Annotated in this window: 11 protein-coding genes; 4 read left to right on the top strand and 7 right to left on the bottom strand. The window is 35.0% G+C overall.

Going from position 1 to position 13565, the window contains the following annotated elements; all coding sequences use genetic code 11:
- Positions 1-20 precede the first annotated feature (20 nt).
- Entirely contained in the window at positions 21-515 is a 495-nt protein-coding gene (locus tag ACFOWM_RS00930; protein WP_379705748.1) for a hypothetical protein, read from the top strand.
- 13 nt (positions 516-528) lie between these two features.
- Here the strand turns inward: ACFOWM_RS00930 and ACFOWM_RS00925 are convergent, their stop codons facing one another.
- The gene (locus tag ACFOWM_RS00925; protein ID WP_379705745.1) at positions 529-1701 is read right to left on the bottom strand and encodes an AIR synthase related protein; all 1173 of its coding nucleotides are present in this window, start codon (positions 1699-1701) and stop codon (positions 529-531) included.
- A 5-nt stretch (positions 1702-1706) separates the two neighbouring features.
- Between ACFOWM_RS00925 and ACFOWM_RS00920 the strand changes: the two genes are divergently transcribed.
- The gene (locus ACFOWM_RS00920) at positions 1707-2738 is read left to right on the top strand and encodes a bifunctional riboflavin kinase/FAD synthetase (RefSeq protein WP_379708255.1); all 1032 of its coding nucleotides are present in this window, start codon (positions 1707-1709) and stop codon (positions 2736-2738) included.
- Here ACFOWM_RS00920 and holA read toward each other — a convergent pair.
- Entirely contained in the window at positions 2735-3745 is a 1011-nt protein-coding gene (gene holA, locus ACFOWM_RS00915; protein WP_379705742.1) for a DNA polymerase III subunit delta, read from the bottom strand. The genes ACFOWM_RS00920 and holA overlap by 4 nt on opposite strands.
- Positions 3746-3897: 152 nt before the next feature.
- Between holA and ACFOWM_RS00910 the strand changes: the two genes are divergently transcribed.
- Complete coding sequence (locus tag ACFOWM_RS00910) at positions 3898-4899, top strand: hypothetical protein (protein WP_379705739.1); 1002 nt, start codon at positions 3898-3900, stop codon at positions 4897-4899.
- Between the two features lie 54 nt (positions 4900-4953).
- Here the strand turns inward: ACFOWM_RS00910 and ACFOWM_RS00905 are convergent, their stop codons facing one another.
- From ACFOWM_RS00905 to ACFOWM_RS00890, 4 genes are all read right to left on the bottom strand, one after another.
- Complete coding sequence (locus ACFOWM_RS00905; RefSeq protein ID WP_379705736.1) at positions 4954-8436, bottom strand: hypothetical protein; 3483 nt, start codon at positions 8434-8436, stop codon at positions 4954-4956.
- Between the two features lie 186 nt (positions 8437-8622).
- Positions 8623-9390 carry a succinate dehydrogenase/fumarate reductase iron-sulfur subunit gene (locus ACFOWM_RS00900; protein ID WP_379705733.1) on the bottom strand — a complete coding sequence of 256 codons (768 nt, stop codon included), beginning with the start codon at positions 9388-9390 and terminating at the stop codon, positions 8623-8625.
- Positions 9391-9437: 47 nt separating this feature from the next.
- Positions 9438-11405 carry a fumarate reductase/succinate dehydrogenase flavoprotein subunit gene (locus ACFOWM_RS00895; RefSeq protein WP_379705730.1) on the bottom strand — a complete coding sequence of 656 codons (1968 nt, stop codon included), beginning with the start codon at positions 11403-11405 and terminating at the stop codon, positions 9438-9440.
- 41 nt (positions 11406-11446) lie between these two features.
- Positions 11447-12166, bottom strand: a complete 720-nt coding sequence (locus ACFOWM_RS00890) for a succinate dehydrogenase cytochrome b subunit (RefSeq protein ID WP_379705727.1) — start codon at positions 12164-12166, stop codon at positions 11447-11449.
- A gap of 130 nt (positions 12167-12296) precedes the next feature.
- On the opposite strand from ACFOWM_RS00890, the gene ACFOWM_RS00885 reads away from it, so the two are divergent.
- Positions 12297-12935, top strand: a complete 639-nt coding sequence (locus ACFOWM_RS00885; protein ID WP_379705724.1) for a flavin reductase family protein — start codon at positions 12297-12299, stop codon at positions 12933-12935.
- Positions 12936-12940: 5 nt separating this feature from the next.
- On the opposite strand, the gene ACFOWM_RS00880 is transcribed toward ACFOWM_RS00885, so the two are convergent.
- The gene (locus ACFOWM_RS00880; RefSeq protein WP_379705721.1) at positions 12941-13504 is read right to left on the bottom strand and encodes a hypothetical protein; all 564 of its coding nucleotides are present in this window, start codon (positions 13502-13504) and stop codon (positions 12941-12943) included.
- Between the last annotated feature and the right edge of the window lie 61 nt (positions 13505-13565).

The following is a 13565-nucleotide window of genomic DNA, read 5'->3' as shown; positions in this document are numbered from 1 at the left end:
TTTAAATAATAAACTAATCAATGAAAAAATACATCATAGCAACCCTTGCATTTTTTAATTTTTCACAACAAACCATCAACGCACAAACCAACCCCAATGCACAATTACCTGCAAAATTAAAAACGACTGCTACCTTAAAAATGCCCACAGGTGTAATAGGCCAAGCCAATGCAGTAAATGCAACTGGCATTACCGTGGTAGTTGATACCACCATAAGAGTAGCGCCAACTTATGCTTATTTAGCTATAGATTTTGCACAAGTAACAGGTACTAATAATATAGATATTTTAAACGGCACTCATTTATTTTGGATTTTTGACAAAACAGGTAAAGAAATAAAATTGCCACTCAAAGTATTATCAAGCGTAAAAGCAGCTATGGAAGGTAATGGGCCAGTTGAGTTAAAAGTGAGGGTTCCATTTCGGTTGAAAACTGATAAAAATTTATACACTATTCACTATCGCTGGGAAAGTAAAGATAAATCACGAAACATTGATGTACTCACTACCAAATAATAAAAAACCATCGTTAATAAACGATGGTTTCATTTTTTGTAATAATATGTAGTTCTTTTTTATCAGCCGCCGCTACCCTACCAATTATTTGTGCTGCTACACCAAATGATTGGGCAGTTGTAATCATTGTTTCGGCATCGGCTGCATCGCAATAAATTTCTAAGCGGCAGCCCATATTAAATACTTCGTACATTTCTCTTGCATTGCTACCACTACTTTTCGCAATAATTTCAAATATTTCAGGCCCCTCAAAAAGATTATCCTTTATAATTTTAAAATTACCCGGTAGGTATTTCATGCATTTTGTTTGTCCGCCCCCACTACAATGAATTAACCCATGTATTTTTTCAAAATGTTCATTTAATAATACTTTTAAAACAGGTGCATAGGTACGTGTTGCACTTAACAATAATGCACCCACTGTAGTACTCGTACCATCATGCCTTGTAATAGCATCTGTTAGGCGGTGTGGGCCAATATATACCACATCATTGTTGAGGTTGTTATCAAAACTTTCTTTAAAATTTTCAGCATAATATTTACTCAATACATCATGCCGAGCACTGGTAAGGCCATTACTTCCTAAACCGCTATTGTAGCTGGTTTCATAATGTGCCTGACCAAATGAAGCTAAACCAACAATTACATCCCCAGCTTTTATTTTATCGTTGCTAACAATATTTTTTTTAGGCCATCGGCTCGTCATGGTACCATTTACAGCTACGGTACGTACCACATCACCCACATCAGCGGTTTCGCCGCCAAGGTAACGAATGTTAACGCCATGAGTGGCCAACATATCAAATACTTCTTGTGTACCCGTAATAATTTGCTGCAGCACTTCACCTGGTATTAAATGTTTGTTGCGATCAATTGTTGAATTAAACACAATATTATCATGAATACCAACACACAATAGGTCATCTAAATTCATCACCACCGCATCTTGTGCAATACCTTTCCAAACACTGCTATCACCCGTTTCTTTCCAATATAAATAAGCTAAAATGCTTTTGGTACCAGCACCATCTGCATGCATTACGTTTACAAAATCAGCATCATTACCCAAAAAATCAGGATAAATTTTACAGAAAGCATGCTCAAACAAACCCTGATCAAGGTTTTGAACAGCTGCATGTACTTCTTCTTTTTGAGCAGAAACACCTCTTTTTGCGTATAATGACATGTTTGATGGTATTTTTAGGTAGTGATAATAGTTGTGTTTATGAATTGCAAAATAAATGTTTGCTAACCGATTTTCAATATTCATTTCTCAACTACTTTTGCACCGCTAATATGAACATTTATAAAGATATTAATCAATTACCTGCATTTAAAAATGCAGTTATTACCACCGGTAGTTTTGATGGAGTGCATCAAGGTCATGTACAAATTATTGAGCAGCTTAAAAAAGAAGCACAAAAAATAGATGGTACACCGGTTTTAATTACGTTTTACCCTCACCCCAAACAAATTGTACAAATAAAAGATAAACCACTATTTGTATTAAATACACCAGCCGAAAAATACCATTTATTACAGCAAAACGGTATTGAGCATATTGTAGAAGTACCTTTTAATGCTAAATTTGCTGCATTAACAGCAGAGCAATACATTGATAAATTTTTGGTAAAAAGTTTTCACCCATCTGTAATTGTTGTTGGGTACGATCATCGTTTTGGGCACAACCGTACAGGTGATTTTAGTTTACTTCAAAGCAAAGCGGCACAGCATCAATACGAAGTAAAAGAAATACCGGAGCATATTTTAAAAAACATTACCATCAGCTCAACCAAAGTAAGAGATGCCATTACAAGTGGTGATATACAAAAAGCCACCGCTTATTTAGGCTATCAATATTTTTTTAGTGGTGTGGTTGTGGAAGGCAATAAGCTTGGCCGTACCATTGGCTACCCTACTGCCAATTTAAAAATTGAAGATGACCATAAACTAGTGCCAGCCAATGGCGTATATGCAGTTGATGTACAATTACAAAAGCAACAATGTAAGGGTATGATGAATATTGGGGTTAGGCCAACGGTTGATGGTACAAAGCGTACCATTGAAGTGAATATTTTTGATTTTGATGAAGATATTTATGGCCAACAAATTACCATTACCCTCAAAAATCAGCTTCGTACTGAAATAAAATTTGATGGTTTGGCTGCACTCACCCAACAATTAGCAAAAGATAAATTAATGGCACAACAAGTAAATGCTTAGTTTGGTAGCATTATTTTTACAATTAACTCTTTCATTAATTGTGCCCCAGTATTGCCACCATCGTCAACGCCCAAACTTTTTAAATTGTAATGGTGCAGTAATAAAATTATTTTTTCAACACCTGCATAGCCATAATTTTTCATAGCTAATTTACCTTGGCCTAGTGCAATTGGGTTAAAGTAAAATAATGGTTTTAAGGCATTATCACTTTGATCTTGCATGGTGGTAGCAATATACACTTTGCTAAAATATGCATACAAAGCAGGTAGTACCATCTGTATAGGAGCAGCCTTGGGGTTTGCATCAAAGTATTGTATAATTTTTAAAGCGGCAGCTAAATCTTTTTTTATAATGGCGGCTTGCAACTCAAACACATTGTACTCTTTACTGATGCCAATGTATTTTTCAATATCATCTTCATCAATTGTTTTTTTCTGTTGTAGGTTCACCAACAGCTTATCAATTTCGTTCGAAATTCTGCTTAAATCGTTGCCAATATGCTCTTCTAACAAAGCGGCACTTTTGGGTTTTATGGTTAAGCCCTTGCTTTGTACAAGCTCCATAATCCACTCTTGTACCTTACCCTCTTTCATTTTTTGAGTAACCAATACTTCAGCATTGGCTTGTATTATTTTATATAATTTCTTACGTTTATCAACACCTTTCGATTTATAAGCCACCACAAAAACGGTAGTTGCCATAGCGTTTTCAATATAGCTACCTAGCTCTTCTAAATCTTTATCTTTCATGTGCTGGGCTTCTTTCAAGATAACCACCTGCTTTTCTGCAAACATGGGGTAACGCCTGCAAGCGTTTATAATTTGTGCCCAATCAGCATCTTTACCATAAAAAACGGTGAGGTTAAATGAAGCATCGGCCTCACTTAAAATATGGTGTTCAGCATAGTTCACCACCTGGTCAATATAAAAATCTTCTTCACCTTCTAACCAATACACAGGTTTAAAAGTATTTTTTTTCCAGCTCGATAAAATTTTTTCTACGCTCATAATCAACCTTAAATGTATATAAATTACACTTTAAAATATGTCTTTAAAACTTTTGGCACAATATTCGTAATTGTGTGTTCAAAATGTAAAACACAAAACTATTGATTAAATTATACTTGAAAATTTAATTATTTCATTTAAAAAATAAAGTTATGGCATTCGAAAATTATCCAGAAGCAGAACAAACACCACTAAAAGCAGTTAATGGTGCACCAGAGAGAAAAAATAACTTTCGTCCGATTATTACAGGTTTATTAGTAGCCGCATTATTGGGTACTTGGGGTTATATCATTTACGATAAAAACCAAACGAAAGAAACCATTGTACAGAAAGATACAATGATCGCTAGCACATCATCACAAAGAGATCAATTACAAAAAGAGTTAGAAGATGCTGCAATGCGTTATGATGTATTAAAAACTTCTAACTCAAAAAAAGACAGTGCTATTACTGTTAAAGACAAAGAGATTGCTGATAAAAAATCTCGTATTCAAGAGTTATTGAACAAAGCAAACGCAACACAAGCTGAATTAAATGAAGCAAAACGTTTGATAGCTTCTTTAAATGGTGATATTGAAGGTTACAGAGAACAAGTGGCCGTGTTACAACAACAAAAAACACAGTTAATTGCAGAAAAAGAAGTAGTAACACAACAACGAGATAGGGTTCAACGTAACTACGATTCATCAACTTTAGTATTGAAACAAAAAGAAGATATGTTGAACGTTGCATCAACCTTACATGCCTCTAACTTCAACATTGTAGGTATCAATGAAAAAAGTAACGGTAAAGAAAAAACAACTTCTACCGCCAAAAGAGTTGATAAACTTCGTATTAGTTTTGATTTAGATGAAAACATGGTATCAGAAAGTGGTACTAAAGAAATATTTGTATGCATTACTGGGCCTGATGGTAACCCTATTGCAGTACAAGCCTTAGGTTCAGGTACTTTTAGTACAAGGGCTGGTGTTCAAAAACCATACACACAAAAGTTAGATGTTAATTACACTCAAAACAAACGTCAAACTATTAGTTTTGATTGGAAACAAAATTCAGATTTTGCTACCGGTAATTACAAAATTGAAGTGTACAACAATGGCTTTAAAGTGGGTGAAGGTTTTAAACCACTTAAAAAAGGTGGCTTATTTAGTTAATTACTTTGAGGGTATATATAAAAAAGCGACAATTCATTTTGTCGCTTTTTTTATTTAAAATAATGCCCTTAATGAAGCGGTACCTCTGTGAATGGTAGGTGCAAAACCCGGTTTACGACCTTCATACATTAAACTAATTTCAATATTACCTGCAATACGTTTGGTAAAATCTGCATTCCATAAATAGTTTTTACCGGGTTGTAAACCATCTAATAATAAATAACCTACCGTTGTATTTTGTGCTCCGCTATAGCCTTTAAAATTGATGTTGTTGTAGGTAAACTTTATATTGATACTGCTGCCAGAAAGTATATTATACTTAACATCCGTAACCAAAGCATTATTGATGGCTTGCTCAAGCGAATCAATCATATTTCTTTTTTGAGAAAACACATAACCTAAAGTGGCTCTTAAATTAGATTTATACACATAAGTAAGGCTCGGTTCTACGCCTTGTTGTAACACTTTATAATTTCTATTATCAAATTTTACGGCCTGTGTAGTTAAATTATTGTTTACTTGTTTTAATACCAACGTGGTTACCAATTTTCTTTTAAAACTAGCTCTAATACTAGCGTTGAGGGTTTGCACATCTCTACTTTCAATACCATAGGTTAATAAAGATTTTGATGATGCTTTACTATGTGTAAACGTTACACCAAATTTTGCACTCGTTCTATTATAAAAATAAGTGTTTGAAAAAAACGAGTTCAACGTTATCAACGAAGTATCTATTAAACTTTTGCTGAATGGATTAAATAAAAAGTTTTTGTTAGCCACATTTTTCTTATTGATTTGTAGCGTTGATGAAGTAGTACTCCGTAACAAAAGGGTATTTAAAAACCCTTTTTTATTGGGGCTGATGATGGCTTTCGGTTCAATATCAATGCTGTAATTAAACTGTAAATAATTGGTTTTTACATAAGCATTGGTTGGTGTAAATACCCTGATGTATTTTCGTTGATCAGGAAAAATAGCTTCTTCAAATTCATTTAATTCCGTAATGCCATTGTTGTTATAATCTATCCAGGTGTAAATGCCTTGTCCGGCTGGTACTTCAATATATGTAAAGGCTCTTTTTTGCTCCTGACCGCTACCCACTTCATATAAAAAATTACCATTTATAAAACCATTGAACTCATTAATAAAATATTCAGCTCTGCCTAATACAGACTGGTCGGGCTTTTGCAAGCTCACATTTGAGTTGAGTATAGTAAGTGAACGATACGAACCTTTAAAACGAAATTTATGATGTTCACTTGCAAACAACTCTGTACCAATGCTAAAATTATCACTTCTATCAGCTGCTTTTAATGCTGATGTGGTTGGTAGCAAATCATTTCTAGTAAAATAAGATGCGTTCCATTTGTTTAATTTGTTGGGGTTTGATTGTATGTAAAATTCATAAAAATTAAATGCAAAGCTGTTAAAATCAACCGTATCTAAAACGTTGTTTTTTATAAGATTTCGTTCACTTGTATACCTTGCACCAATTTGTACATTATTGAAACTTTTCAAAGTTTTACTAACATCTACACTTGGCCTTAAAAAAGTGCCTGTTTGTGCATTGTTTTTAAAAAGGGTATAACTCAATACCGTATTGAGCACCCATCCATTTTGGTTGTAATGCTGTACTATTTTTTGCCTAAAGCCATTGTAGCCATCGCTTCTATTATAATTGGTAACATCAATTTGAACATCATTATTTTTAGCATCAAGCAAACGAGCACCAATATTGGTAATATGTTCATCTGCAACATTTACAATAAAGGGTAAGCCCCAATCTCTTAAAAACTCCACGTTTCGCAGTCGTTCAATTTGCTTAAACCTAGCTTGTACTAGCTCATAACCAGCATTGGTTTGCAACGCTAAGGATTTACTGAACAAACGAACGCCTTTACTTTGGTTTTGAAATTGTAATTTAATTGCTAAGCCAGTATTATCATTTTTATCTTTTGCTGAAAATAGGTTTACATCGTAATTACTAAGAGCAGCTTCTGCCTTGAAAAGGCAATTTTGTTTAAAATTATATTGAACACCTGCAGTAAACACTTGTAATTTTTTAGGTGTAATTAATAACACCACAGGTTCCCAATCGCCTTGCTTTACGCCATTTACAGGCGCTATCCATTGATAAGCCGTGCCATTAGTAGCATTTTGTAAAGGCTGGTAATTACCCATACCTGCCCCAACAAATGTGAATGAAAGTGAGTACAACTCATCAAGCGGATTGGTTGATAACACATATACATTGGGATAGGTAGTACCGTTCACCAACGAATCAACCTTACGATAAAATAATCTTGATTGCTGAAAAGTATCTCTTACCGCACTTTGATAAAATGCCTTGTTGATGCTATCACCCACGTCTGCCAAAAACTGTTTTTGTTTTACATCTAACACTTGGTCGATACTCGAGTTTTTTGCATCACTATTGGAATAGGCACCTAAAAACACTTTTACTTTTTTGTTGATGTTAACATCATCAGCCACATATAGTTGAGCATTTAAAAAGTTTCTATCAGCATATTCAAATTCAACCTGTACCCTACTATCTTTTGTAATAAAACGTTTTGGTGTAAATGTAATTTCTGCAGTGTTGTAGTTAATTACATAATCTTGATCTTCGCCTCTTTGCAATTTTACTCCATCAATAAAAACCCTTTCAGTATTGGCTAAAATAACAAAATACAATTCATTGTTAGCCCCTTGAAGCTTGTATGGCCCTTGGTTTCCTTCAAGTGTTGTTAAAATATTACGGGTAAATTTTCCTTTTGCTACTGCACCACTAACCAACAAACTATTGCTAATATTTTTATTGATTTTGTTATCAATTGAAAAAGCAACTCCTTGTAAGCGTTTGTAAAAATTAAGAAAATAGTTATTGCTTTGGCGAATATCAATATCACCTAAACTTACTTGCCAGTTTTTCTTTTTAGCTTGAAAAAAAATGCGGTCAAAATCACGTAAATCTTGGGTATTACCATCGGGTTGAATCGGAATATTATTATCCGTAATTGCAGCTGTTACTTCAATACTATCTGCAATAAAACCATTGAGTTGTAAGTTAAGGGTACTGTTTACCACTGCATCTTGGTTATTACCAAATGAAATAGCCCTACCAAAAGTTCCATCAGCTTTTAATGTTCCAAAATTTAATAAAGGGTTTGTAGCCGTATTGTTATTATTGCTCACAATAAATGGGTTTTCGGCCGAAAACCTAAACCGAATGGCATCATAATCATACCGCTTAGCTACAGCATTTATTTTAAAAGGAAAAACCCTATAACGTACTTCAACACTATCAACAAAAGGCAGTTGTTTCCATGTAATACTACCATTTACTTCATCTAAAATATATTGGTTGGGCAATATATTATTAATAGAAAAAGTACCGGGTGCTATACTGTTTGAGTCAATTTTTTGGGTGGGATATTGTACCTTAATTTTTTTTATTCTGATGTTTGAATTGGGCTTATTGGTAATTTGCCCAAAAGTTGTAATTGAATAACACATGCATACCAAAACAGTCGCCACTATTTTATATAATGACTTTTGATGCTGATATGATTGACTATTTTTTATGGTAAAAATATTTGAGTGAATATACTGATTACACCTTAATAAAGAGTTGTAGTAAGGGTCTTTCGCTGCTATTGTCTGTAAAAAATAAATGGCCTGAAGGCAAAACCAACAGACCATTTAAAGCTATTTTTTTGAATATTAATTTTCTTCAGTACCTAAACTAGCAGTTAAGTATTCTTTGTTCATACGAGCAATGTTAGCCACTGAAATACCTTTAGGGCATTGAGCTTCACATGCATAAGTATTGGTACAGTTACCAAAACCTTCTTTATCCATTTGAGCTACCATGTTTAATGCACGACTTTCTCTTTCAGGATCACCTTGTGGCAACAAAGCCAACTGCGAAATTTTAGCACCTACAAATAACATTGCACTACCATTTACACAAGTAGCTACGCAAGCACCACAACCAATACAAGCAGCTGCCATAAATGCATCATCAGCTTTCTTTTTATCGATTGGGATAGCATTAGCATCCACAGCGTTACCGGTATTTACACTAATATAACCTCCTGCTTCAATAATTCTATCGAAAGCGGTACGGTTCACCATTAAATCTTTCACCACAGGGAAAGCTTTGCTACGCCAAGGTTCTACCACAATAGTATCGCCATCTTTAAAAGCCCTCATGTGTAATTGGCAAGTAGTGTTTTGTTTCCATGGACCATGGGCTTCACCATTAATGTGCATACTACACATACCGCAAATACCTTCTCTACAATCATGATCAAATGCAATAGGTTCTTTGCCTTCGTTGATGAGCTGTTCGTTTAAAACATCAAACATTTCTAAGAAACTCATTTCAGATGAAATATTTTTCACTTTATAGGTTTCGAAGCTACCTTTTGCTTTATTATTTTTTTGGCGCCATACTTTAAGCGTCAAATTCATTGAATAGTGTTCCATATGAATATTTATATGGTTGAAAGTTTTAAAAAATCGATTATTGGTTATTACTTGTAACTACGTTGTGTAGGCTTAACAATTTCAAAGTTTAAAATTTCTTTGTGTAATTGCCATTCGCTTTCACCTTTAAGCTCCCAAGCTGCTACGTAATTATAGTTTTCATCATCACGTTTTGCTTCGCCATCTTCCGTTTGACTTTCTTCTCTAAAGTGCCCACCACAACTTTCTCTTCTATCAAGTGCATCTAAACACATCAACTCACCTAGTTCAATAAAATCAGCAACACGGCCTGCTTTATCTAACTCAGGGTTCATTTCATTGATATCGCCTGGTATACGTACATCGCTCCAGAATTCTTTTTTCAAGGCTCTTATTTCTTCAATAGCTTCTTTTAAGCCTTGTTCGTTACGAGCCATACCGCATTTATCCCACATAATTTTACCTAAACGTTTGTGGAAGCTTTCCACCGTTTTAGTTCCTTTTATGCTCATTAATTTTTCAATACGCTCTTTTACTTTACTTTCAGCTTCTATAAAAGCAGGCTGGTTAGGATCAACTGCACCATTACGAATTTCATCAGCCAGGTAATTACCAATAGTATATGGAATTACGAAATAACCATCAGCCAAACCTTGCATTAATGCGGATGCACCTAAACGGTTGGCACCGTGGTCGCTAAAGTTAGCTTCACCCAATGCATATAAACCTGGTATGGTTGTTTGCAATTCATAATCAACCCATAAACCACCCATGGTATAGTGTACCGCAGGGTAAATACGCATTGGCATTTCGTAAGGGTTTTCACCAGTAATTTTTTCATACATGGCAAATAAGTTACCGTACTTTTCTTCCACTACTTCTTTACCTAGCGCTATAATTTCAGCTTCGCTTAATGATAAGTTTCTTTTATTGGCTTCAATTTTACCATAGCGTTTAATGGCATCAGCAAAATCTAAGTACACGGCCATTTTGGTAGTACCTACACCGTAACCTGCATCGCAACGCTCTTTAGCGGCACGGCTAGCCACATCTCTTGGTACTAAATTACCGAAGGCAGGGTATCTTCTTTCTAAATAATAATCTCTTTCTTCTTCAGGAATATCAACAGCTTTACGAGGATCGTTCTTTTGTTTAGGCACCCAAATTCTACCATCGTTACGTAAACTTTCACTCATTAAAGTAAGTTTACTTTGGTGATCGCCACTTACAGGTATACAAGTTGGGTGAATTTGTGTAAAGCAAGGGTTACCAAAGTAAGCACCTTTTTTATGTGCTTTCCAAGCAGCGGTAACATTACTACCCATTGCGTTGGTACTTAAATAAAATACATTACCATAACCACCTGTACATAAACAAACGGCATGAGCACCATGTCTTTCTAACTCACCTGTTTCCAAATTACGGGCAATAATACCACGAGCCACACCATCTACCAACACCACATCTAACATTTCGTGCCTGCGGTGCATGGTTACATTACCCAAAGCTACTTGACGCTCCAAGGCACTGTATGCACCTAATAATAATTGCTGACCTGTTTGTCCGGCTGCATAAAACGTACGTTGTACTTGCGTACCACCAAATGAACGGTTACTCAACAAGCCACCATATTCTCTTGCAAATGGTACACCTTGAGCCACACACTGATCAATAATTGATGTACTAACTTCAGCTAAACGGTGAACGTTGGCTTCTCTAGCTCTGTAATCGCCACCTTTTACTGTATCGTAAAATAAACGGAAGACAGAGTCACCATCATTTTGATAATTTTTGGCTGCATTAATACCACCTTGAGCGGCAATACTGTGGGCACGCCTTGCACTGTCTTGAAAACAAAATGCTTTTACTTTATAACCAAGCTCTCCAAGAGAAGCCGCTGCTGATGCACCTGCTAACCCGGTACCTACCACAATTACTTCTAACTTGCGCTTATTAGAGGGATTTACCAATTTCACATGACCTTTGTAATCTTCCCACTTTTTGTCCATTTCCCCTTGCGGAATTTTTGAATCCATAACGGTTTGTTGGTTTGAGTTTATAATAAATAGAATTTAATTTAGTTTACCCAGCCTAAATGCATTGCAACAGGCATGCTTGCAAATAATAATGAAATACCAATTGAATACACTGCACCAATTGATTTGATGATGGGTGTATAACGTTTGTGGCTTACGCCAAATGTTTGGAAGGCGCTTTGAAAACCATGTAACAAGTGCCAACACAAAGAAAAACAACCTAATAAATATACTGCTACAACAATAACTGAATATTCACCTGTAAATACATTTAACATTTCTTGATAAAGGTTGTGAACGTTCGTTTGGTTGTACTCTGGCAAATTGGTTTCTCCTAATGCTTGAATACCAGCCATACCACCAAAACGAGAAGGCACCCAAAAATGATAAAAGTGCATAATCAAGAAAATTAAAATTAAGGTACCCAACAAGCCCATGCTTTTGCTGTACCATTTACTTTTACCATCTGGCCTTGTTACTGCATAACGTACAGGCCTTGCTGCCCTGTTTTGTTTCCATAACAACAAACCTTGCACTATGTGAATTAATAAGAAAGCCATTAACCCTATTTCGAGTGTACGAATAATTAAATTAGATCCCATAAAATGACCCCAATGGTTGAATGTTTCGCCACCATCGTTAAAAAATATCATGGCATTTATACCACTGTGCACAATTAAGAAAGTAATAAGAAATAAGCCGGTAGCACCCATTGTGAATTTTTTACCGATCGAAGATGTAAAAAGATTTTTCCAAGTCATAAAACAAATAGTTGTTGAGAAAAAATTACTCTTACAAAAATACGTCACGAAACGGCAATATTTTATTTTTATTTAAAAATTTGCGCAAATTTTATTTTGGATTCGATATAAATTATCTAATATCGCAAGTATGCAACACATTGATATCAATGAAATTAAAAGCTGGGATCGATTTTACCGTGGCAATTTTATCAATAGTTTATCTGGTTTTAAATCGGTTAGTTTGATAGGCACTATCAACACCGAAGGTATTACCAATTTGGGGTTGTTTAGTAACATTGTACACTTGGGAGCCGACCCTGCCCTTATCGGTTTTATTAACAGGCCCATTGCTGCTGCACCACATACCGTCAACAATATTGAAGCTACAAAAAGCTATACCATTAACCATATTCACCGAAACATTGTGGCGCAAGCACATGGTACTAGTGCTAAATATGCAGATGGTGAAAGTGAGTTTGATGCAGTTGGCCTCACCCCTATTTTTAAAGAAGGGGTAAAAGCACCGTTTGTTAAAGAAAGCCTCATACAATATGCGCTGGAACTTGTTGAAATTGTACCTATAAAGCACAATCAAACTTTTTTAGTTATTGGCGCTATTAACCATGTATTTATAGATAAGGATTTTATTAGTAAGGATGGTTTTATTGCCATTGAAAAAGCCGGGAGTATAACATCGTTAGGGTTAGATGGTTATTACGATACCACCCATATTGCTCGTTACCATTATGCAAAACCGTTTGAGCCAGTTATAAAAATTGATGAATAAATACATTAATATAACCTACGGCTCATTTCTTTATCAATCAATGCAAAAATACCTTCGGGTTTCATAGTTCGCCATTGTGGCAAATCGAGCATTTCAACGTAGTTGGTTATACGGGCTTTTTTAAAATCGTGTTTACTTTGTTCGGGGAAATTTAAAACAGTGATCCATCCATATTCATCGGCAATTTGCTCATGCCACTCTTCGTAATAACTATCGTCGCTGCTATGAAAATTGAGAACGTTTTCGCCAATTAAAATAAATTTATAAATACCCGTTTTGTACATAATGTCGGTAATGTTTCTCCTGAACGTCATGATATCATTTTCAATAGCATCGTTCCATTCGCCTATTAATTCTATAATAGCATAATGTTGATCGTAATCAACAAAAAGGGCTTTCATGTATAAGGTGCTCGACCCCATTTCATCCCATTGAGGGTGAATGTAGTAATTGTATATTTTTTGAGTGTATTGAAATTCGTTGTAAGTACGTTCGTAAAAAGGCGACAAGCTATCTTCTTCAGCTGCGTATAAATGACGCCAATTAAAGTATGGTTCTATATGTTGCATAAAATTTTAAAAGTAATTCATGCAAATATCCTTTTAAAAAAACTGATAATGGTTGTACCGA

This window comes from Ferruginibacter yonginensis (genome assembly GCF_042651465.1).
Lineage (GTDB): Bacteria > Bacteroidota > Bacteroidia > Chitinophagales > Chitinophagaceae > Ferruginibacter > Ferruginibacter yonginensis.
This window is presented reverse-complemented; position numbering and strand designations above follow the sequence as displayed.

What these genes read in the sequence shown, in the direction of transcription:
- ACFOWM_RS00930 (WP_379705748.1), top strand. Translation starts at nt 21, where the DNA reads ATGAAAAAATACATCATAGCAACCCTTGCATTTTTTAATTTTTCACAA.
- ACFOWM_RS00925 (WP_379705745.1), bottom strand. Translation starts at nt 1,701, where the DNA reads ATGTCATTATACGCAAAAAGAGGTGTTTCTGCTCAAAAAGAAGAAGTA.
- ACFOWM_RS00920 (WP_379708255.1), top strand. Translation starts at nt 1,707, where the DNA reads ATGGTATTTTTAGGTAGTGATAATAGTTGTGTTTATGAATTGCAAAAT.
- holA (WP_379705742.1), bottom strand. Translation starts at nt 3,745, where the DNA reads ATGAGCGTAGAAAAAATTTTATCGAGCTGGAAAAAAAATACTTTTAAA.
- ACFOWM_RS00910 (WP_379705739.1), top strand. Translation starts at nt 3,898, where the DNA reads ATGGCATTCGAAAATTATCCAGAAGCAGAACAAACACCACTAAAAGCA.
- ACFOWM_RS00900 (WP_379705733.1), bottom strand. Translation starts at nt 9,390, where the DNA reads ATGGAACACTATTCAATGAATTTGACGCTTAAAGTATGGCGCCAAAAA.
- ACFOWM_RS00895 (WP_379705730.1), bottom strand. Translation starts at nt 11,405, where the DNA reads ATGGATTCAAAAATTCCGCAAGGGGAAATGGACAAAAAGTGGGAAGAT.
- ACFOWM_RS00890 (WP_379705727.1), bottom strand. Translation starts at nt 12,166, where the DNA reads ATGACTTGGAAAAATCTTTTTACATCTTCGATCGGTAAAAAATTCACA.
- ACFOWM_RS00885 (WP_379705724.1), top strand. Translation starts at nt 12,297, where the DNA reads ATGCAACACATTGATATCAATGAAATTAAAAGCTGGGATCGATTTTAC.
- ACFOWM_RS00880 (WP_379705721.1), bottom strand. Translation starts at nt 13,504, where the DNA reads ATGCAACATATAGAACCATACTTTAATTGGCGTCATTTATACGCAGCT.